The organism is Acetivibrio mesophilus (assembly GCF_004102745.1).
GTDB lineage: Bacteria > Bacillota > Clostridia > Acetivibrionales > Acetivibrionaceae > Hungateiclostridium > Hungateiclostridium mesophilum.
In genome coordinates this window covers 27693-50335 of record NZ_RLII01000011.1, presented here as the reverse complement: position 1 = coordinate 50335, position 22643 = coordinate 27693, and the positions used below count along the sequence as shown (strand labels likewise).

The window sequence follows — 22643 nt, the reverse complement described above, 5'->3', positions numbered from 1 at the left end:
TGTTTGTATCCCTTACCCTATTCCTTTATATGCTCATGGTTTTTGAGGTGATCCATACAATACTCGCGATTTCCTTCACAGGTCATGCAGTACCGAAAATCCATATTGGGATTGTCCTTTTCCGTGATACCGCATACTGTACATTTGTGGATATAGGTCTTTTCACTGAAACCGCCCATATACTTCCTCTTCCTGTATATTGAGCCCCCTCTGGTCTTAGACCTAAAAAGAATATCCTTTCCAAAGAATAGGAAGAAATTCATTATAGGTATAATTACATAAAGCTTCATAATTAGAGGCGATGTGAAAAACGTATAAGCGATCGCAATCCATGAAATATAACCTAAATATTTAATTTTGATTGGAATAATAAAAAACAAATAAATTTGATAATTGGGATATAAATATGCAAATGCAAAAAAGATAGATAAATTTATATAGTTTGCTGTGGCCGGTATCGGAATAAAAAATGCTGCAATTGTTGTGCCTATCATACCAAGCAAATAATATACGTTGAATTTGAAGCTACCCCATTCATTCTCCAGACCAGTTGCCATCATATAATAAAAATACACAGCAAAAAACAACCATAAAACGTCTTCCATCGAAGTCATCGGCGGAATAAAAACATATGTTACCAGCCTCCAAATCTCGCCTTTCAAAACGCTAGACGGAATAAGATATAAATAATTTATATATCTGCTGTCAAGCAAGTTCAACATATACACAAACAAATTCAGTATAACAATATACATGGGAAGCCTTTTTATCGCAAACCTCCCAAATTTTCTTTCCAGCTTGTCCAATAAGCTCATAAATTCACTCCCTTTATTGAATCTTATAAAGAACATAATTCTTCATGCAATGATAATCATCCTAATAATTTTATCAGGAAAAGCGAATGAATCCAAGAGCTGTTTTAGTCGGAAGATGTCAGAAAAGGTTTGATATATTCCAATTCTTTTTTAGCCTTATATGAATTCAATAAATATAATGCGGTCCCCTCCTTATAGGCTGTTTCGGCCATTTCGCATGACTTATTAAGATACATATTGGCCGTTCCGTATTGCTTGAGACCTATGTATGCGTTTCCCAAATTCAAATAGATGTTCACAAGATCCTCGTTTTCAACATCGTAGTTTTCTAGGGCATAGTTAGATTCAATTATGCTTTCATGATATTTTCCCGTTTTAATATATGCTTCCGCTTTAAGGATTTTGGCTCTTTTCTGATATTTGAACACCTCTTTAATGGTACTGGCTCCATGCCTGTCAATATATCTTTGTGTGATTTCCAATGCATTGTCGATAGATTCTAGCGCCTCTAAGGGCTTTCCCGATCTTACCTGCGCTTTTGCAAGGATATACCATTGGTAGTAATTATTCCTATATCCTTCCAGACTCTTTTTTAGATCCTCAATAATATCAACATAGTAGTACGCATAAAAATCATCCGCCTCAATAAGTCCGCTTTCCATCCATTCCATATGATTCCACTGCAGCATGCAAAGGTATTCATCCCTTCTTCCATCGTTCTCCGACTCATACATTTCCTCATCAAACAAGTACATTATTAGTACGGGCTTAATTTCACTGTTAACTCCTTTTCGGTCTTCAATACCCACAATTTCAGAATACTTGATGCTGGAAATCAGCTTAGGTTGCAATTCCTCTTTTAGTGAGTATATATCAAGATTGCTTCCCAATCGGTAGCCGATATTCCAGCCTATAAGCAATTCAGGATAGTTGTCGCCGGTGATGTCCCTAATGTCAGCTAAATCAAGAGTCACAATATTTGCGGTATACTGTTGCTCCCAGAAAATTTGCCACTCTTTATTTTTGTCCTGCTTCAATATAAATACTCCAAAAACTTCGACACCGTTGTTTTTAAGATCTCTACCCCTATATAAGGCCACTAACTCTGCTTGGCCATCCCCATCAATGTCAATTTCCCTAACAGCATCAGCATTTTTAGGGTGAACGGGATATGAAAATTGAGTTCCCGGCGCCAAAAATCTCCGTGCTATTGCCTTGGGGTCTTCAACCCCACCCGCTGAGACATTAATATACTGCGGGGGCTTTATAGCACTGGCAGGAGGCGGCAGAATATCACAGCTTGTTGCTGAAATTATTATTGTAAACGCAAATAAAATCATAGTGCCTGCCAATATTAATTTAACAGTAGTATGCATCCTATCCATATTTATCCTCTCGATAACCTATAAAATCACATTTTCATATATAATAATTTTACCTCACAATGAAAAAAAAAGGATTACAAAAAGGTTAAATCTCAAGCTGCACCGGAAGGACTATGTCCACCGCTGTTCCTTTTCCGACAGTGCTTTCAATGTTCATTTCACCGTTGTGTAATTTAATAATCTCATCGCAAATGGCTAAACCCAAACCACTGCCCGAAACAACATTGTTTCCCTTAAAAAACCTTTGGGTCACCTTCAGTATATCCTCTTTTGGAATGCCGCAGCCAGTATCCTCTATTCTTACTAGAACACTGTCTCCCCTCTTTCTTCCTATGATATCAACATATCCACCTTTTTGCGTAAATTTAAACGAATTATCAATAATGTTTATAAACACCTGTTTGAGCCTATTTTCATCTGCATCAATCCATGGCAGCTCCTCATCAATGTCTATTGTTATAGTTATACCCTTTCGCTCGGCCCTAGGCTCCATCTGCCTTTTTATGTATTTCAAAAGCTTCTCTAAATTCACAGTATCTTTTTTTAATGTAATAACTCCCGCATCAAACTTTGAAAAATCCAGAAGTTCTTCCACAAGGGCCGCCAGCCTTTTACTTTCTCTTTCAATTATATCCAGCCCCTCTTTAAGCTCTTCTTTGTCGTCAATATCTTCCGAATTAATTGTAATTATCCATCCCATTATTGATGTCAGGGGAGTACGAAGCTCATGAGAAATCGACGCAATAAAATCATTCTTCATTTTCTGATGATTGGACACTTCCTGGGCCATATAATTTAAAGTGTCTCCGAGCTCTCCGATTTCGTCATCGAACCTTTTGGATACGCGTACATCAAACCTGCCCTGTGCCATAGCTTTTGCAGCAGATGTCATTTCCTTAACCGGACTTATAATAGTATTGGTCAGAGCTAACCCTGTAAGAAAGATCATAAAAACTATGCCAACTCCTAAAGTGACAAGAATGATTATATGATTCTTCAATATTTCCTTTACATCGGAAAGAGTTGTAATGACTCTTACTACTCCAATCACTTTATCGCTGTCGGAAAGAGTCATAGGCCAAGAAACCGAGAAAATCGGTTCACCCGTCAGGGATATTTTACCCCGCCAGATAGCTTGCTTGCCGCTCAATGCCATGTTGATGTCGTAATAATCAAGCTTCTCCCCCTCCATAGAAGGCTCTATGGAGTCGGCAAGCAAAATACCTTTATCATCAATAATTTGAACCTGGGCTACTGTATTCCCGGGCGTGGATTCCAACAATACTTTTGCATCCTTTGATAAGTCATAATTATTGAGATATTGATTATAATTATTGATTATTGATTGTGCAGAACGATTTAACTCAGCCTCTATACTTGAGTAATAAAACTCTATAAGGCCATAAATCAGAATAACCTCAAAAACTATCACCGATAAAAGAGTAATAACCAGATAAGTCCCAACAATTCTGCCCCTTATTCCCCTCAAATCAATCTCCCTTTCTCAATAAATACCCGCGCCCCCAAACTGTCTCTATGTATTTGGGACATGACGGATCATCCTCCATTTTCTCTCTAAGTCGTCGGATGTGGACATCAACAGTCTTGGTATCTCCCACATAGTCTTCACCCCACACCCAGTTTAGAATTTCATCCCTGGTCAAAGCCTTATTCAGGTTATTCGCAAATACCTTCAACAGGCAGAATTCTCTTGGCGTTAATTCCAGGGTCTCTCCATTCTTATACACCTTTTGGGAATTATAGTCAATTTTGAAGGGCCCGATTATAACTTCGTTTGAATTATCTATCTTGCTCGTTCTCCTGATAACTGCTTTTATCCTCGCCACTAGCTCCATAGGATTGAAAGGCTTGATCATATAGTCATCCGCGCCAAGCTCCAAGCCTCTTATCTTGTCTATATCCTCTCCCCTTGCGGTAACCATTATTATTGAAATATCAGGATGCTCCTTAGAAACTTTTTTGCATATCTCAAATCCGTCAATATCCGGAAGCATAATATCCAGTAACATGACTTCGGGTTTTTCGAGTTCCACTAACCTCAATGCCTCTTTTCCCGTTTCAACTTGGATTGCATCGAAACCTTTCCTTTTTAGGGTTCTTACCATAAAGCTCCCTATATCGTTTTCATCTTCAACAATTAATACTTTTGACCCCATAAACAAATCATTCCTTTTCAGATAAAATAATGCAATCGAGTTCTATTATCTTTAACAATTATGATATGTTTCAAATACTACGATACATTGAGTCTTTTATTAATTATTATACATTAACATAATGAAAAAGCAGAGTCCTATATTTATTTTTTAGACTAATTTACTTTATTTGCTTTATTCGCAAGCGTTAAACACATTCTGATGTGATCTATATTAAGTAAAGAATGTAGAAATAAGACAATTTTATATATTTAATAAAACTAGCCGGATAATAAATTAAATAAATAAAATAAGACAACGCAATTTGTGCTTTAAATTTGCAACTGTAAACGTTGTCCATGTATATTTACCGGAGGTAACTTATATGAAAAAAATGTAGCCCCACATGGGGACTAATTCTCTTTTTATAGGAGGATTGGTGCTTTGAAACAGCATATTCAACATCAATATGTTCAGCATTTCCAATCCGGGGTGATCACCCATACTTCTTAAAAAAATTTGCGTAAGCTTTGCTTTTAATACTGTACAATATTAACTCCCATTTTTTGTTAAATCATGTTATACCGCTTATCGTGCGAATCCTTACAGTCCTTTCCGATTCCAATAAGCCTTGCACCGTAAGCAGAATGTTTTTTATCTCTCTAATATCAGTCTGTAGCATCTGACAATTAGACTTTCATAAAGTGCGGACTTTACAATGTCTAAAACTTACATAACCAATGATTCTCTAATTTTTTCCCCCTGAATTAACTCTTCTTATAACATTTATATATATAATAGTTATACGCGCGCGATAAACTTTATTAAAACTTGCTTCAAACTGTATGAGGATAAGTGTAAAAGTAACAAGGATGCAATATTATTCTAATTTCATTAGTGCATATTTAGGATAAAATCAGCTTTGAATAATGCTTCATCAATAGCAAGGTATGATTTGTAATATGTCGGTAGTGATATTTGTTATATAGTTTTCAATATCAATACAAAATCCATTATTTAAATTGCACCGCATTTATTCGGTCAATGTTTTCAATACTATTGTTACCGCTTCTTGTATACAAGAATAGTAGCGCTTTGTTTAACTTCTATTGAAGTACTTCGAGTTTATTATATATTAAAGCTGATATGAAATGGTTACAAAAAGGTTAAAATTTTAAACTTTTTTTCCCCCTACCTTCTTATGTACTTGTAGTTAACTCTGAAAAAGCTAGAGATTACCGGTCCCAATGCGGAAAATCCGCCTACTAAAATCCAGTCATTGAGGGATAACGGTACGGTTTTAAATATTCCTTGGAATAATGGTACATACACAACCCCCAGTATCATTATGAGCGAGCACAAAACCGCCAGTAAAAGGGGTTTATTATTGAAAATCGGTATTTCAAATATATTTTTCCTTTCCGACTTGCACTCAAACACATGTATAAGCTGGGTTATAACCAAGGTTACAAAAGCTGCAGTTCTGGCAATATCAACACTGGACGTAAATTTCAGTATACTTACAAATACCGCCAGAGTGCTAAACCCTATAAGGACACCTCGAAATAGTATAAGCTGCCAAAGTCCGTTGGAGAATATGTTCTCCTTTGCTCCCCTCGGAGGCCTCATCATGATATCCTTCTCTGCCGGTTCAAGCCCCAATGCTATTGCAGGAAGTCCATCTGTAGCCAGATTGACCCATAATATCTGAATAGGTAAAAGAGGAAGCGGAAGTCCAATTAGAGTTCCCACAAACATGGTAAGTACTTCTCCAATGTTACAGGAAAGCATATATCGGATAAATTTGCGGATGTTGTTGTATATAACCCTTCCTTCCTCTACAGCCGCAACAATGGTCGCAAAATTATCGTCACGAAGAATCATTGAAGATGCCTCTTTTGTCACATCTGTACCGGTTATTCCCATGGCTACACCAATATCGGCTTCCTTGATTGCAGGAGCATCATTTACACCGTCTCCCGTCATTGCAACAATATGACCCCGTTTTTTCAGCGCCCTTACTATCCTTAGCTTGTGCTTGGGGGATACCCTAGCATATACCGACACTTCATCCACTATTTCTTCAAGTTTTCTGTCATCCATCTGTTCTAGTTGTGCTCCCGTCAGCACCCTGTCACCTTCCGCTGCTATATTCAGCTCCCTCGCGATAGCAGCAGCAGTTATTTTATGATCCCCGGTAATCATTACCGGCTTGATCCCTGCAAGCTTGCATTTTCGCACTGCATCTAGCGCCTCTTTCCTTGGTGGGTCTATCATGCCTATCAACCCCGCAAACACAAGGTCCTGTTCTACATCATTATGCCTATAGTTTTTGGAGTCAAGCCTTTTAAACGCCACCCCAAGTACTCTTAAGGCTTCATTTGCCATATCGTCATTGGCTTTGAGTACCCTTTTTGCTCCAGCTTCATTCAAATCCGCAATTCCCTTTGAGGTATATATCTTGCTGCACTTTTCAATAATAACATCCGCAGCGCCTTTCGTAAAAACAAAAGTCTCACCTTTGTCATTTTCACATATTACCGACATGCACTTTCTATCCGAATCAAAAGGCAGTTCATCAATCCTAACATAGCTTTCGTTCAGTAGCTCCTGGGTACATCCTCCTTTTGCTCCAACCACAAGAAGAGCAGCTTCCGTAGGATCTCCACTCAATTCCCATTTTTCAGGCTTGTGAATCAAGGAGGTTATTTTGCTAAATGACCTATTTTCCTTTATTCTTACCATTGATGCATTGTTGCACAGTACTCCGATTTCGAGGGCAAGTCTTAGGCTGTCGTTGTTCTTAGGATCTATTTTTCTTTTAACTGAGATAAATTCGCCTTCACTGCTAAGAGCACTTCCCTTGACCTCCACAAATCCCCCATTGGCATAGATTTTCCTAACCGTCATCTTGTTCTCCGTCAAAGTTCCTGTCTTGTCTGAGCATATAACACTGGCACAACCCAAAGTCTCCACGGCCGGAAGCTTTCTTATTAGGGCATTTCTTTTGAGCATTTTCTGAACACCTAGGGCAAGGGCAATGGTTACTATCGCCGGAAGTCCTTCCGGCACTGCTGCCACCGCAAGACTTATACCTGAAAGGAACATTGTAAAGAGTTTTTCTCCCCTTAATATTCCGGTTACCGTAACGATTGCACATATGGCGAGACATCCGTAAACTATGTATTTCCCCAGCGCATCAAGCCTTCTTTGAAGAGGTGTCTGTTCCGTCTCAATATTCTGTATCATATCTGCAATTTTACCCATCTCGGTCATCATTCCGGTAGAACAGACAACAGCCTTACCTCTTCCACTTGTTATAATTGTCCCCATATATACCGAGCTGCTTTTTTCATTGGCATTTGCATTCTTCCCGCCTCCGGTTTCAGCCTGCTTTTCCACCGGCACGGACTCACCGGTCAGCAAAGACTCATCCACACATAGCCCGTGGGCTTCTATCAGAACAGCATCTGCGGGAATCCTGTCTCCGGTCTCAAGTATCACCAGATCTCCCGGCACAATCTTCTCCGCAGGTATTTCCACCGTTTTCCCGTCTCTAATCACCTTGGCTATTGGCGCAGACAGCCCCTTAAGCGCCTCCATGGTCCTTTCAGTTCGATACTCCTGGATAAATCCCATAAGTGCATTAATAATAACAATCGACACAATGGTAACAGCCTCCAGCAACTCCCCCATAAAAGCCGAAATCAAGGTAGATGCCAGAAGAATCAATACCATAAAGTCACTGAATTGTGCAATAAGGATTTTGAAAGGAGATATCTTTTTCTTTTCCTCCAAGGTGTTGGGTCCATATGTTTTATACCTTTTTTCCGCCTCTTTTTCACTTAGACCGTATTTTACTCTGTTATCCTTATTGATGTTTTGTAGAGCCGACTCCAGAATACTCAAAACCAATCACTCCTTTTCTTGCCTTATCCTCATGTGCTTATGCCATGTACTTTTTCCTGTCATAGTCCTATTTCTATTCAGGAAAAAAAATAATTAGACCAAAAAGTGATTGGTTTGGTAATTAAGTTGGAGTGGAGATGATGTGATTTATCAGTCCATACCAAGAACCATTATGGAATTAATGTATGGGTCCGCCGTCCCTTGAAGCTGGGTTCTTTGCTCTTTTAATATCTTTATATAATCCACTATGTCCTGAGTGATTCTCTCACCCATACATATGACCGGTATACCCGGAGGGTAAGCCATAACCATTTCTCCCGCTATCTCCCCTACAGACTTGTCCAACGGAACTATCTTCTTGTGACTGTAAAAGGCATCCCGGGGTGATACTATCATTTTTGGATTTTGCGGAATAAACGGTGTTTTGAGATATTCCCTTTTCTCAGTCTTTGATGAAATATCCTTTAACGCATTTATAAGCGCAGTAAGATTCTCTTCGTTATCTCCCAGGCTTACTATTGCCAATATATTTGAAAGATCCGACATCTCAATCTGTATATTGTATTCCTTTCTCAGCTTTGCTTCCATCTCATAGCCGGTATAACCCAAGCCTGATACGCATATCCCCAGCTTCGTTTCATCAAAATCAAAGCACCCGGGTGTCCCTATAAGCTCTTTTCCAAAAGCATATAAGCCTTCAATTTTATTTATCTCATCTCTTGCCATTCTTGCAAGTCTCAAGGCTTCTTCCAACATATCGCTTCCCTTAGTCGCAAGCTGCTTTCTTGCAATATCAAGGGAGCACATCAAAAGATATGACGCACTGGAGGTATATGTCAGGTTCAAGACCTGTTTTACTCTCTCCGGACTGATCATATTTCCCCTCAGAAGCAACACAGAGCTTTGTGTCATTGAGCCCGCTGTTTTGTGGGTGCTTGCTGCACTCATATCGGCACCAACCTCCATTGCTGTCAGAGGAAAGTCGTCATGGAAGGACATATGTGCACCATGAGCCTCATCCACAAGAACGGCCATCTCGTGCCTGTGAGCTATTCTTACAAGGGATTTTAAATCTGAAGCTGCTCCATAATAAGTAGGATTAATAATGAACACAGCTTTTGCATGGGGATTCTCCTTTATTGCCTTCTTAAGGCTCTCTTCTGTAATTCCCATAGCAATACCCAATTTTTCATTTACTTCGGGCTGCACATACACCGGCATCGCACCGCTCAATATAATTCCACCTATTGTGGACTTGTGCGCATTTCTCGGAATTATTATCTTGTCCCCCGGTTCACAAGCGCTCATAATCATTGCCTGAACACCAGACGTAGTTCCATTCACCAGAAAATAGGCATGTTGAGCCCCAAACGCCTGGGCTGCCAGCATCTCCGATTCATAAATAACCCCCGTAGGGTTATTGGCAAAATCCAGATCCTCCATTCCGTTTACATCCATCTGAAGTGCTCTTTCGCCAATATACTCTCTAAGCTCCGCAAGGCCTTCTCCCTGCTTGTGTCCCGGTACATGAAACTGCACTACATTACTCTCAACATATCTCTTTACCGCATCAAAAACCGGTGTTTTAAGCTGGTCCATTCTTGGCACCGTTAATCCCCTCTTTCTTGCTTGGAAAACGCAAAAAAATATAAACAAATGAATTATAGGTGAAAGAATGAAAAAAGTCAAATATTTTGTCAAATATTTTTTAGGAAAAGAAATATTCTCTTATGTACTATTGCCCTGTAACCTTTTTGACTCCATATATCCCCTGCAATTCATCCATTATCTTTTCTTTGGAGACATCCATAGGAATTCTCACTAAAAATTTTATCAAAACTTCTTTCCCAATATCATCATTGATAAACTCTATATTTCTTATTGTTACATTATACTTGCCAAATATACCCCCTATTGTACCTATTTGTCCGGGCATATCTTCAGTCTGTATATAGAATACACTCAGCTTTCTTTTCTTCGTGATATGCTTTTCTGTTCTTTTTAATAAAATAAGGGTAATATAAATAATTACAGTGGAAATAATCGCTCCCTCATAAAAGCCGATGCCTGCTGCAATCCCAACACAGGAAACTGCCCATAAGCTTGCTGCTGTGGTAAGACCTCTAACATTTGCCCCCTCACGAATTATAGTTCCTGCTCCCAAAAAGCCTATGCCACTGATTACCTGAGCTCCAAGGCGGGCAGGATCAATATTTGCAACCCCCTTGTAGCGCTCAAAAATGTACTGGGAGGTTATCATGACAAGAGCCGACCCAACGCATACCAGAATGTGGGTTCTAAAGCCGGCAGGCCTGTTGGTACTCTCTCTTTCATACCCTATCACTCCTCCTAGGACACATGCTAAAAGCAGCCTTATAACAACAATCAAATAGAAGCTCCCGTTCTCTAAAAAAAATCTCATCATTTAGCTCACCTCATTTTTGGGGATATAAAAGCTCTCTTACAATTGCTTTGCTTGAGAAAGAAATGTTTCACAATAACAGTATATATTAAAAGTATATATCAAATGCATATATATCTTCAATATGCTACCCCTTATTTTTTAATGATAAATACGAAAATTCCCCGACGGAAATTATCTAACTCCAACAGGGAATTTATATATTATGGGTTTAACTTATATCTATTCATTAAATTATATCCTTAGTCTAATTATTGAAACATTCTATTCATTGCACTTGCAATTTTTATCTTTGAGTTCTGAAACATCTCAACAATCTTGAACTTTATCTCAATAGGAATATCCTCATCTTCATCCTGCGTTGTAATAAGATAATACTCCTCTTCACTGAGAACCTCTTTCAAATCATTCTTCACAGAATCCGGCACAGTTCCGTGAGTAGCATCCACAAAGCATAACGGCGGAAAAAGCACACACCACCAATTCTGTCCCTCTCCATTACCTATAACAACTCTTAACGCCTGATAATTTCCAGCCGGAAGACTTATATCCCCATAAACCTTAGTGGGAAAAGGATATATTCCAAGCATAACCTCCACATCATATTCTTTATTCTGCCTCTTAATTTCGTCTAACGCAATCTGCTTTATTGCTTCAGAGTTTTCTTCTATTATCTTCTTTGTAGTTTCCACATCCTTGACGTTTTTAAGCCTGTCCTTCATGAAGCTGATTACAACATCCCTAACATCCCTTTTTAGCTGCTGATCCTCTGGAGAATCACTGTTTGCCAAAACATGCAATCGAATAATATTATCCGCCAGCCCATCACTCACATTCTCCGAATAGGATATTAGCGCAACACCCGATATAATTGTTACCAAAAGGATGGCTGCTGTAAGTACTTTTGCGCATATATTTTTTTTATAGACGTTTTTAAAAGAATTAAACATGATAAAATCCCCCCGTATCCGGTAATCTCACCAGTTTTGGATTGATTTGCAATTCCAAAATGGTTCCATACCCTAATTTTTTTTACAATATAAACTTTTATTGCTTAGTATAATTGTTTACAAATTCAAAGGGAATTATACTATACATTAAATTATTTGTATCAAAATCTATAAATAGGTCGCATGAACATTATTTTGTATAAAAATACTCAAAATTTAACTTTTTTATAAAAACTACTTTACCTGTCGTAGTAGTTGTGTTACAATATTACTACGACAGGTAAAGTATGTCAGACGTAGTAATATTAGAGGAGGAATTCTGGTGATTAGCAGTGATGTAATACGGGGTTATAACGACACCATTATCCTAAGCCTCCTTATAGAGGGTGATTCTTATGGGTATGAGATTTCAAGAAACATCCGCTCAATAACAAACGAGCAATATATCATGAAAGAGACGACACTTTATTCTGCCTTCACGCGTCTCGAAAAAAACGGATATATTGAATCCTACTATGGAGAAGAAACTCAAGGAAAAAGGAGGACTTACTACCGTATAACCCCCGAGGGAATCAAATACTACAGGGAAAAGTGCGAAGAATGGGAGTTGACCAAAAAAGTGATTAATAAATTTGTAAAGGAGATGGTACACTATGGAAACAATTAAAAGTTATCTAGATAACATTTTTAGGAATTTGCCAAAATCAAAAGAAATGGAGCGACTAAAAAGCGAGATTCTTTACAACATGGAAGAAAGGTATAATGAACTAAAAGATAATGGAAAACTGGAGAATGAAGCAATCGGTATTGTTATTTCCGAATTCGGCAACATTGATGAGCTGTTGGATGAAATGGGTATTTCCCCCTCAAAGAATAATGAAAATTACCCCGTAGTGGATAACGAGGAAGCAATGGAATTTGTCTCTCTGAAGAAAAAAGCCTCCTACCTGATAGCAACAGGAGTTGGGCTGATTCTTCTGGGAGTTTCCCTCTTAATATTCCTGTCGCAGATGGCAGAACGCAATCTAATTTTTCAATCCTTGCCTGAGGATGCCAAAGGAACGCTGCCTGTTATAGCATTATTTTTATTAATAGTTCCAGCTGTAGCTCTCTTCATATATTCCGGAACCAAACTTGAAAGATTCAAATTCATTGAGGAAGGGAAATTTGAAATTTCATCGGATTTAAGAAACATTTTAAATTCAGAATTACCCTCTATTACCCAAAAGCAGAGTATCCATACCATCATTGGTGTCAGCCTTTGCATATTCTCTGTCGTTGTCCTGCTTGCCATCGTCTCCTTTGAGCCTTTCGCCGACTTTGGGGTATGTGTTATGCTTTTAATGATAGCTGTCGCAGTATCTATTTTTATAACCAGCGGAAGTGTACCCGATTCCTATAAAGAGTTGTTAAAAATAGACGATTATAAGCCAAAAACCCAAAAGCAGGATAAGGTCATAGGAGCTGTTGCGGGAATTGTCTGGCCAATTGCGGTTTGCATCTTTTTGTTCTGCGGCTTTGTTTTTAACCTCTGGCATATTTGCTGGGTTGTATTTCCGATAACCGGAATCCTTTTCGGAGGCTTTACAGCACTCTATAAAGCAATTAAGGCCGATTAAAAGTTCTAGAGTCTTTTATATCATTAAAACGGCTGCCCGCTCATCGGACAGCCGTTTCTTTATATCTTTGCATTACTTTCATGTCATTATCGGTTATAGCGTTTTTCCACCGCTGCCCTTATAAAGTCCCTGAACAAAGGATGGGGCCTATTCGGTCTTGATTTAAACTCAGGATGGAATTGAACTCCGATAAACCACGGATGATCCTTCAATTCAATAATTTCTACAAGCTTTTCACTTGGAGAAAGTCCTGCAAATACCAGTCCCTTTGATACCAAAAGCTCCCTGTATTCGTTATTGAACTCATACCTGTGTCTGTGCCTTTCATATATAAGCTCGTCCCCATATACGCTATAAGTAATGGAGTCTTTTTTTATCTTGCAGGGATACAGCCCCAATCTCATTGTGCCACCCTTTTCATCTATATCTTTTTGATCCGGCATGATGTCAATCACAGGGTAAGGGCTGTCTGTATCGAATTCCGAACTGTTGGCCATCTTAAGTCCGGCAACATTTCTTGCAAATTCCACAACCGCCATTTGCATTCCGAGACAAATACCAAAGTATGGCACTTTGTTTTCACGAGCATATTTTGCAGCGAGGATCTTTCCTTCTATACCTCTGTCTCCAAATCCTCCAGGCACCAGTATGCCATCTACGTCGCTAAGGCTGCTTTCAAAATTATCCTCATTCAGTTCCTCGGAATTTATCCACTTTATATTTATCTCAGCGTCATTTGATATTCCACCGTGATTGAGAGACTCTACAACACTAAGATATGCATCATGGAGCTCAACATATTTACCTACAAGGGCTATGGTCAGCGACTTGCTCAAGTTTTTCTGCTTATTTACCATTTGGCACCATTCGGTCATGTCCGGTTCCACGCAATTAAGACTTAAGCGCTTGCAAACAATATTAGCCAGTCCCTCCTCCTCAAGCATTAAAGGAACCTCATAGAGGGTCTCTGCGTCAAGATTCTGAATTACCCATTCTCCGGGTATATTGCAAAACAGTCCTATCTTATCCTTCATTTCTTTTGAAAGTCTTTTTTCTGTACGACAGACAATTATATCCGGCTGTATACCAAGGCTTCTTAACTCCTTTACACTGTGTTGTGTAGGCTTTGTCTTAAGTTCCCCAGACTTGCCCAGATATGGAACAAGGGTAACGTGTATGTAAACTACGTTCTCTCGACCGACGTCACTTGCGACCTGACGAATAGCTTCCAAAAAAGGCAGGCTCTCAATATCCCCTACGGTACCACCAATCTCAGTAATTACCACATCGGTGCTGCTATTTTTACCTACTAGATAAATTCTATTCTTAATCTCGTTGGTTACATGGGGTATAACCTGAACCGTACCGCCGAGAAAGTCACCTTTTCTTTCTTTGTTGATAATAGACCAGTATATCTTACCGGTGGTTATATTACTGTTTTTGTTCAAATTCTCATCTATAAATCTTTCATAATGGCCCAGATCCAGATCCGTCTCAGCTCCGTCATCGGTTACGAATACTTCTCCATGCTGATACGGACTCATAGTACCCGGATCCACATTAATATATGGGTCAAACTTCTGAATAGTAACTCGAAGACCTCTGGCTTTTAAAAGTCTCCCCAGTGAAGCGGCAGTTATTCCCTTTCCAAGCCCTGAAACAACACCGCCGGTTACAAAAATGTACTTAACAGACATGATTCCAATCCTCCATGAAAAAACAACTTCAGCCGGGAAAGCTCTTCACGGCTGATTTGATTATAGTAAATTTTTTTATTTGATTATTATAAATAAACACACGATTATATTTTATATATGACTTTTGAGAGTGTCAATAGAAATTTTTTATGCAACTGTAAAAAAGCTGCTAACCTCGTAGTCCAAAGTTCCATTAATTCACATGGTATACGAACCTGTGTCTCCCCTAAACATTTCGAGAACTTTCCGGTCATTCTAATACATATTTTTTAAATATATATTCTCCCCTAAACCAATTAGACTCTCCATTCCAAATCAAGCGAGCTTAAGTATACACTTTTTACATAAAAACTTGTCTCCCACAAGTAAATCATAATAAATCACAATAATAGAAGGTAAATCAATAAAGCAAAACTCATCACTAATTTGGAACTTTGGACTACCAAGGTTAACAGCTTATCTTCCGGACATAATAATGTGTTTCGATCCACTAATGCCAAAACTATATAATGTATTTTTTGTCAGTTATTAACCACAAAGTAACATAAATAATCTTACAATAATTATACAGTTAATGAAATAATCTGTCAATATACTTACATATCTAATCATACATTATTTTTTTAGACGTCAATCCTCGCAAAATCGCATCCGGTATCTTTGTCTATAAAGCCCTGTAGTCAATTATGATAGCCCAATATCCTATTAGTTTTTAAGCAACTCCACCGCTTTTTCATACTGTCTATCCCTGTTCTTCATAATAATCAATTCGTCCAATTTATCATTCAGAGCCTGTTGCGTCGCAAAGTCAAGGATGCCGTAAGAATACAATCCGCAGTCTTTTTGAAATTGCGCTACGGCTCTGACAGTTTTTTCGTCCATCAGCCTATCCGGGGTATCAACCTCATATCCCATTAGCATTAAAATGCTTTCCGCACTCAATACATCCTCACTTTCAGTATTTAGGCAAGGCTTTGTCACCTTTTGAAGCTTTTTTACGCCTTCAAAAACTATAGCATTATCGGCCAGGCTGTCTTCTATATAAATATCAGGCTCAAGACCGACTCCATCTATCATCCTGCCACCGGGAGTGTAGTATTCCCCGGTAGTTATTTTCAGCCACCCCATTATTTCATCATCGGAAGGGTAAATACCATGTTCCGATAGCAAGTCGTATCCATTTACAAATATTTCTCCGGTTTCCTTCTCATACTTCTGTGCAGCTTCAGGTGTCAATATGGGATAAAGGTTCTGAACCTTACCTTTCCCAAAAGTTGTTGTGCCCACCAGAACACCCGAATCTGTATCCTGTATCGCTCCTGCCAATATCTCCGAGGCGCTTGCGCTATATTCATTCACTAACACCACAAGCTTATATTTGAGCTCTTTCAAATTGGAGTAATATTCCTCATCTTTTTGTGATTCCGACTTGAAATCCAGCTTTGTAATCAGCCCTTTCTTCACAAATCTCCTGGCAATTGCTACTGCCTGGCTTACGTCTCCCCCAGGATTGTCTCTAAGATCAAGAATTATTTTTGTTATTTTACTCTTATCCATTTTCTTAAGGGCTTCATCCATAGCCTGACTCGCATTGGAATTGAAAATTTCAAGCTTTATATAACCTATATCACCTTCTATTTTATAGGTGACAGGATTTAGGACTATTTGTCTTCTAGTCACTATCAACCTTACTATTTTGCCTGTTCCGCCTCTCAAAACACCTATTACAACCTTCGTACCCTCCGGACCCTTTATAAGCCCGGATACTTCTTCTAAAGTAGCCTTCTGAGTACTTTTACCATCCACTTCAACTATCGTATCACCTTTTTGTATACCTGCTTCCTCTGCCGGAGAAGAGGAATACACCTGGTCTATCACTATTTTGCCGTCAAGTTCTGACATCACCACTCCTATTCCTGTGTAGGAACCATTAATATCGGTAAAAAAGCTTTCCGCCTCTTCCATCGTATAATAGACTGTGTAGGGATCCATGGTGTCGAACATCCCTTTCAAAGCGCCTTCCATCATTTGCTTCCTGGTTACTTCCCCTTTGTACTTATCCTCTGCCATATCTATAATCCCTTTGAAATAGTCCGCTGAGGAAATCCCCTTCTCTTGTATTATAATCTCCTCGGCACAGACAATTCCTGTACCAGATATCAAAATACAGCAGATAACTAAAGACAACAGTGCCTTTTTTAATGATTTACCTGTCACATTTATTCCCCTTTTCTTTGATGCTATTTATCAGCACTTAATAATTTACTATTCTTTCCCTATAATCCTTTTTTAAATCATTTCTCATATAATCTATAAAATTATTGATAATTACCGCTGCCCTGGCTTTTGAAATATACTCATTGGGCTTTAGATAACCCTTATCATCTCCCATCACAAGACCAATTCTTTGGGCAACATAGACTGAATTTTTTGCATACCTTGGAATATCGTCACTATCCCTAAATACCGTCACTGCTCCGCTTGAAGGAGCAAGCCCCTCAAGTCCGAGAGTCTTTATTAATATGGTAATGGCATCCGCTGTAGTAAGATAATCCTCCGGAGCAAAAGTTTTGTCCCCTCTTCCGCTTATCATGCCCCTTTTATATGCACTGTTTATACTTTCAAAATATTTGCTTTGTGTTGATACATCGGTAAAGGGAGAGAGTATCTCCTCTTTGGTATTAACAGACTTTTTGGTGGTTTTTGATTCAACAAGCAATGAGTCTTTCGGGACTTGACTGGCAGCGAGTACTATGGCATCGGCAAACTCAGCTCTCGTCATAATCTCCTGAGGGTCAAAATCCGCCGGGTTCTCCTTGAATATTTCCAAGCTGTACAGTGCCTTAATATCATTTTCAGCCCAGTGACCTCTCAAATGGTTTAGCTCCGGTACCAAAAGCCTCCTGCTCATCGGAAAGCTTTCAATCATAAGGCTGTCCCTAGTCTCAATCATTCTGTCGGTAGACACTCCCTGATGATCAAACTCCGGAAGCTTTGCCGTATACTGCAGTATGCTGTTATTGTACTGGCTCTCAACAAAGCCGCCCTCGAAGCTTATGATATCCGGTTTGTTCTCAACATAATCAATCTTCTTTGTTGTTGAGGACGAAATACTTACACTCGCAGTTCCTCCCCATCGGTCTATTAATCCGTCACTTTTTTTCTGACTTTCTATTACATAATTTATTACTTGGGTTTCAACTGTTCCCCAGAACTGGTTATATCCATAATAATCACCGGATATCTCAACGGTAACTTCTCCGCTGTTTGTTCCGGTACCGGTCCGGTATGTCTTCCTTCCCCACAAATTCCCGGCAAAATAATCCACCGCCGGCTTCGTATCCTTTATGTTGGTCTTTGTAAAATCATAATTTTCCAGAGTATAAGTGGTGGAACCGATTTTCACCACTTCGGTGCATCTGCCTCCAAACCCCGTCTCTTCAATAATCTGACCGTTTTCCTTTTCTGTAAGAGTCGTGTTATATGACAGAAATCTTGTCAGAGTCGCATTTTTTTCAAGACTCTTAAGGTTGTATGTATAATTTGATGTGATTACATTCTTCCCGGTTGTTTTATCCTGCTTCAATGTCTTTTTTATGGTCAGAGTTCCCTCAAACACCACGGGTTCACCGGTTATAAAGCACACCTCTTTATACTCAAACGAGGTCTTGCCTGCTGCTTCTCCGCTGGAGATACCTCCTTCGTATCCACTGTCTCCTTCTCTTGCAGATACCTGCACTCCACCGATTATAAACACAATTATAAGTATAGCTGTAATAAATGCCAATCCCCTTTTCATCATACTGCTTCGCCTCCGAAAGCTAAAAAATATTATTCAACAAATATAATGTAGGCATCTGCTGTCTCATTACTATCCTTCTTGATAATTCTTATGTTGTCACCCTTTCTAAGCTCGGACGGTTTCAAAATGCTATTGTTTTTCAGTATAATGCTGTTTTTCAGAAGGGTAATCTCCAAGTCTTTAATGTCTTTCCACGTATGAGATTGGACATCATAAACCTTAGCCTTTCGGAGTATAAAGCCATCGGGCTCCTTCTGACCTTCTTCGGCCGTAGAATCATCGGCATTTTCTCCCATGATTTCATAAATTTCTCCCTTTGCATTGATATTACCATAAGGTGCGGTACTAATCAATACAGCATCGGCACCGTTGGATAATATATATACCGTCCTGTTCTTATAGCTTGAATCTCCGTAGCCGGTAAAGTTCCTTTGTCCTACGACCCCTTCATCATCTATAATTTGCGTGTCGTATGTAATCCTGAAGGTCCGAGGAGTGTTGTAGTATTTCCAATTGACTCCCTCAAGCTCCGAATAGGATTCTACTGTAAAGTCCTTGTTTTCATTTATATTTGATATCCTTCCGCGATATATCGTAAAGAAGTTCGAATCCACTCTTTCGTTTATCTGGACTACGCTAGCATAGTATTTTCCGTCATCATAGCTCCTGTTTGCAACAATATACGCTTTATCCTCCAGATTTATGCTACTACCGGTAACCAGTCGGTTGTCCTTTATAATGATTGTCCCATTTCCATAGGAGATGTTTCTGTACTCTTTGCCCAGTGTGAACTCTCCTTTATTCCCGGCGCTACTTGTAATTATACTATCGCTAAATACAGGGGCCTCGGTGTCTTTGGAATTTTTTACAGATACCAATACTGCTTTTTCACTGCCGCCATATTCTTTCTCAACGGCAATATAGGCAGAACTGCCTGTGAAAAGCTCCTTCACCTGACGTACATCCACCATATTGTCATTGTAAACAAATTTATTATCCTCAGACATTTTCAATGTAGTAACGCCTTTTTGCTCGGTTCTCTCCCATTTTCCATTATTAAACACTTCCAGGTTCTGAAGCACCATCTTTTTGGAGATATCATCCACCGCCGATACCACACCTCGGTAGATGTTTGCAATGAAATGCTCATCCCCTTCTATTGTAAGCTTTTTGAGGGTTGTACTTTTGTCCGTAATGTTCAAAAGCAGTTTTACCCTGTCCCCATCCTTTAAAGCATCAAGATCCACAAGTTTTTTATCCCGTACAATCGGAATGTTTTCGTCCACATTAAGAATTTGCTGTGTGCCATCATCATAGGATACGTTTATAATGCCTGACCTTATAGATAAAATCTTTCCATATTTTACTATATAATTATCTACAGCGCTTATAATCTCTATTGCTCCATTCTGGTCAAGCTTCATGTACACCGAATCACCACCTTCGATATCTTCAAGCTTTGCTGCATTATGATTTTTATATACCGTTACGTCCATCGGATTGGAATAGTTGTATGTTTTTATTTTATTGAGGGACCCATCTATACGCAAACCGTCTTCATTATATAGAGTTATATAGCCCAAGTGAGGATTGTTGTCCTCTACAACACCACTTACCACACCCTGCTCTTTTAGCCTTAGATCTAAGGTATTTATTACAGTTATGATATCGTCCTTTATGGTAAGAATCGCATCCATCCCCGGTGCAATATCCGTCATATCTGCTGCTTTACCATCAATAAACACCTTTGCAATATTGCTGTATACAAAGGTTGTGTCAACTCCACCATCACCATTTCTGAAATCAAAGCTAATACTGTCTATATCAATGTCCGGGTACTCAATATAAAACCCTATTGCTACCTTCATTGTAGAGACTTCAGAATTTACTTCCTTTATTTTTGCAATAACATACTCCGTATCCGATGTGCCGAATATCACCCGGACATACCTCACCGTGCCGTCCGCCGCAGTTATATACTCTATTCTGTCTCCCTCTTTTAATAGAGAGCTCGTACCTACCCATCCATCCTTATAAACAACAATGTCGGTGTCAGACCTTCTGATTGCAGCCCCACCCTGTTCATTTTTATATCCGCTCCGGCTACTATCGACAGACTCGGTAATGATCTTATGAAGCTTTCCATTGCTGTTCCTTATATTGAAGGTATTAATATATACATAGGCGTTTCCTGTAAAATCGTATTCCTTGCGAATATCTTCAATGGTACCCATTCTCTTTTCATAGCCTAAAAGCGGAAGAATTCTATTATCTGCATTTTTTATTATCTGCGCGATTTGCTCTCTCGTTACAAAACCAGTAGGCCTAAAATAGCCGTTCCCTTCGCCATTCATTATGTTTTCAACAAGAACTGCTTCTATGTACGGAATCTTTAAGGGATCTGCGCCGGACCAATCTCGAAAGCTGTTGAAGATCTTCTTTTGCCCGTAAACAGGCTCAAGGCCAAATACCCTCGATATCCAATAAGCCACTTCCTGCCTTTGAGCAGGCGCTCCTCTCAAAAATGCCCCCGTTCCAAGTCCACTTTGTTCTGCATTGAACGCATCGGCAAGATCCTCATTGCTAATTAATCCTTCACTGGCTGCAAGCTGCAAATATCCATCTGACCACATACTTGGGGCATAAGTCTTTTTTTCCTCAGCATTTCTGGCTGTATCCAGAGCCTCAGCTGCCAACTGCGCATCCCTTTCCCTGCCGGCCGCCCTGTAAATAATGGCGATTGCCTCTTCCTTTGTCACGCTGTTTGTACGGCCAAATACCCTATTGCCATAGCCTTTTACAATATCTAGCGCCGCCACCTCACAAATGGCTTCCTTTGCCCATGTCCCCGAATTCCTGACATCAGTGAAATTAATATTGTCAAGAACTGACAAAGCATTTTTAAGCCCGTAATATATCTTTTCCGGCTCTTCCTCAGCGTGTAGGGGGATACTAAGGATAAAAGGCAAAACAAATGAAAGTATTACCACTAAGGAAATTCTAATTTTTAGTTTATTGAAAAACTTCATCTCCATATTCACCACTCCACCATCTTCGAATTCAAAAATAGCTATTAACCACAAAACCGATTTTTCTATTCTATATCACTTCAACTTGAAAGCTAAAAAAAATTAGCCGTACTTTATATCGGCTAATTTTAGCATATTTATTATTAATAAATTATTACAAGATAATATCCAACTTACTCATAATCCAAGGCAATAACCTTAGGCCAGTTTCCAATTTCATCTTTTTTCAACTCTATCTCCTGCTTTGAAATATGTTTACCACCTGTCGCAGAAAGGAAGGGTTCTACACCGTCTATCTCGAAGGTAAGAGCCGGTGTCTTATAATGAATGGGAATGGTTATTGACGGCTTTATAAGGTTCATCACCTCGATGGCGCCTTTATAATCAATTGTATAGACCCCACCCACCGGTATCATTAGCACATCCACATTTCCGATTTGCCTAAGCTGGTCATTGTTTAAGGTTTGCCCCAAATCTCCCAGATGGCAAACACTGATTCCATCTATTGTAAATTTGAAAATATCATTTTTCCCGCGTTTGGCCCCTTCGCATTCATCATGAAAAGACTCCACACCAGTTATATCAATCCCGTCTATATTTATTTTTCCTGCTCCCATAACGTGCTTTGCATTACCTACAACCATGCCAATATTATTATGGTCATAGTGATCATGGCTTGTAGAGACTATTTCGGCTTCAATTTCCTCAACCTTATATCCCACAGTTTCATCAAACGGGTCGGTAACCACCCTAGTCCCCTTTTCCGATGTCAAGAGAAAGCATGCGTGGCCCAGCCATTTAATCTTCATAATTGTTCCTCCTTGCAGCATATGTGTATTTTAATTCTTGCCATTTTATA

General features: G+C 39.2%; 15 protein-coding genes. 2 read left to right on the top strand and 13 right to left on the bottom strand.

Features of this window, described 5'->3' with window-relative positions:
- Positions 1-17: 17 nt before the first annotated feature.
- The 8 genes from EFD62_RS09760 to spoIIR all read right to left on the bottom strand — a co-directional run bounded on the left by EFD62_RS09760 (position 18) and on the right by spoIIR (position 11637).
- Complete coding sequence (locus tag EFD62_RS09760) at positions 18-815, bottom strand: rhomboid family intramembrane serine protease (protein WP_069194914.1); 798 nt, start codon at positions 813-815, stop codon at positions 18-20.
- A gap of 104 nt (positions 816-919) precedes the next feature.
- Positions 920-2200, bottom strand: coding sequence for a VCBS repeat-containing protein (locus tag EFD62_RS09755; protein WP_069194915.1), 1281 nt, complete (start codon positions 2198-2200; stop codon positions 920-922).
- 85 nt (positions 2201-2285) lie between these two features.
- On the bottom strand, positions 2286-3689 hold the full coding sequence (locus EFD62_RS09750) for a sensor histidine kinase (RefSeq protein WP_128706041.1): 1404 nt from the start codon (positions 3687-3689) through the stop codon (positions 2286-2288).
- A 1-nt stretch (position 3690) separates the two neighbouring features.
- Positions 3691-4377, bottom strand: a complete 687-nt coding sequence (locus EFD62_RS09745) for a response regulator transcription factor (RefSeq protein ID WP_069194917.1) — start codon at positions 4375-4377, stop codon at positions 3691-3693.
- 1170 nt (positions 4378-5547) lie between these two features.
- A complete protein-coding gene (locus tag EFD62_RS09740; RefSeq protein WP_069194918.1) occupies positions 5548-8265 on the bottom strand; it encodes a calcium-translocating P-type ATPase, SERCA-type in 2718 nt (905 codons plus the stop codon).
- A gap of 150 nt (positions 8266-8415) precedes the next feature.
- Complete coding sequence (locus tag EFD62_RS09735; protein WP_069196340.1) at positions 8416-9864, bottom strand: aminotransferase class I/II-fold pyridoxal phosphate-dependent enzyme; 1449 nt, start codon at positions 9862-9864, stop codon at positions 8416-8418.
- Between the two features lie 136 nt (positions 9865-10000).
- A complete protein-coding gene (locus EFD62_RS09730; RefSeq protein WP_069194919.1) occupies positions 10001-10690 on the bottom strand; it encodes an MgtC/SapB family protein in 690 nt (229 codons plus the stop codon).
- 248 nt (positions 10691-10938) lie between these two features.
- A complete protein-coding gene (gene spoIIR / locus EFD62_RS09725; RefSeq protein ID WP_069194920.1) occupies positions 10939-11637 on the bottom strand; it encodes a stage II sporulation protein R in 699 nt (232 codons plus the stop codon).
- 322 nt (positions 11638-11959) lie between these two features.
- Between spoIIR and EFD62_RS09720 the strand changes: the two genes are divergently transcribed.
- On the top strand, positions 11960-12304 hold the full coding sequence (locus tag EFD62_RS09720) for a PadR family transcriptional regulator (protein WP_069194921.1): 345 nt from the start codon (positions 11960-11962) through the stop codon (positions 12302-12304).
- Positions 12291-13256, top strand: a complete 966-nt coding sequence (locus tag EFD62_RS09715; protein WP_069194922.1) for a permease prefix domain 1-containing protein — start codon at positions 12291-12293, stop codon at positions 13254-13256. The genes EFD62_RS09720 and EFD62_RS09715 overlap by 14 nt, the downstream gene beginning before the upstream one ends.
- An 86-nt stretch (positions 13257-13342) precedes the next feature.
- Here EFD62_RS09715 and EFD62_RS09710 read toward each other — a convergent pair whose 3' ends face one another.
- The 5 genes from EFD62_RS09710 to EFD62_RS09690 all read right to left on the bottom strand — a co-directional run bounded on the left by EFD62_RS09710 (position 13343) and on the right by EFD62_RS09690 (position 22593).
- Positions 13343-14953: a CTP synthase gene (locus tag EFD62_RS09710; RefSeq protein WP_128706040.1), complete on the bottom strand. Its 1611-nt coding sequence runs from the start codon at positions 14951-14953 to the stop codon at positions 13343-13345.
- A 705-nt stretch (positions 14954-15658) separates the two neighbouring features.
- Positions 15659-17170, bottom strand: a complete 1512-nt coding sequence (locus EFD62_RS09705; protein ID WP_235832623.1) for a S41 family peptidase — start codon at positions 17168-17170, stop codon at positions 15659-15661.
- Between the two features lie 37 nt (positions 17171-17207).
- A complete protein-coding gene (locus EFD62_RS09700; RefSeq protein WP_235832622.1) occupies positions 17208-18755 on the bottom strand; it encodes an S-layer homology domain-containing protein in 1548 nt (515 codons plus the stop codon).
- Between the two features lie 29 nt (positions 18756-18784).
- The gene (locus tag EFD62_RS09695; RefSeq protein WP_128706039.1) at positions 18785-21790 is read right to left on the bottom strand and encodes an S-layer homology domain-containing protein; all 3006 of its coding nucleotides are present in this window, start codon (positions 21788-21790) and stop codon (positions 18785-18787) included.
- A gap of 167 nt (positions 21791-21957) precedes the next feature.
- Positions 21958-22593 carry an MBL fold metallo-hydrolase gene (locus EFD62_RS09690; protein WP_069194926.1) on the bottom strand — a complete coding sequence of 212 codons (636 nt, stop codon included), beginning with the start codon at positions 22591-22593 and terminating at the stop codon, positions 21958-21960.
- Between the last annotated feature and the right edge of the window lie 50 nt (positions 22594-22643).

Excerpts from the sequence above, each read along its gene's own strand:
- EFD62_RS09700 (WP_235832622.1), bottom strand. The coding sequence starts at position 18,755 with ATGATGAAAAGGGGATTGGCATTTATTACAGCTATACTTATAATTGTG.
- EFD62_RS09730 (WP_069194919.1), bottom strand. The coding sequence starts at position 10,690 with ATGATGAGATTTTTTTTAGAGAACGGGAGCTTCTATTTGATTGTTGTT.
- EFD62_RS09715 (WP_069194922.1), top strand. The coding sequence starts at position 12,291 with ATGGAAACAATTAAAAGTTATCTAGATAACATTTTTAGGAATTTGCCA.
- EFD62_RS09690 (WP_069194926.1), bottom strand. The coding sequence starts at position 22,593 with ATGAAGATTAAATGGCTGGGCCACGCATGCTTTCTCTTGACATCGGAA.
- EFD62_RS09760 (WP_069194914.1), bottom strand. The coding sequence starts at position 815 with ATGAGCTTATTGGACAAGCTGGAAAGAAAATTTGGGAGGTTTGCGATA.
- EFD62_RS09695 (WP_128706039.1), bottom strand. The coding sequence starts at position 21,790 with ATGGAGATGAAGTTTTTCAATAAACTAAAAATTAGAATTTCCTTAGTG.
- spoIIR (WP_069194920.1), bottom strand. The coding sequence starts at position 11,637 with ATGTTTAATTCTTTTAAAAACGTCTATAAAAAAAATATATGCGCAAAA.
- EFD62_RS09755 (WP_069194915.1), bottom strand. The coding sequence starts at position 2,200 with ATGGATAGGATGCATACTACTGTTAAATTAATATTGGCAGGCACTATG.
- EFD62_RS09735 (WP_069196340.1), bottom strand. The coding sequence starts at position 9,864 with ATGGACCAGCTTAAAACACCGGTTTTTGATGCGGTAAAGAGATATGTT.
- EFD62_RS09710 (WP_128706040.1), bottom strand. The coding sequence starts at position 14,953 with ATGTCTGTTAAGTACATTTTTGTAACCGGCGGTGTTGTTTCAGGGCTT.
- EFD62_RS09745 (WP_069194917.1), bottom strand. The coding sequence starts at position 4,377 with ATGGGGTCAAAAGTATTAATTGTTGAAGATGAAAACGATATAGGGAGC.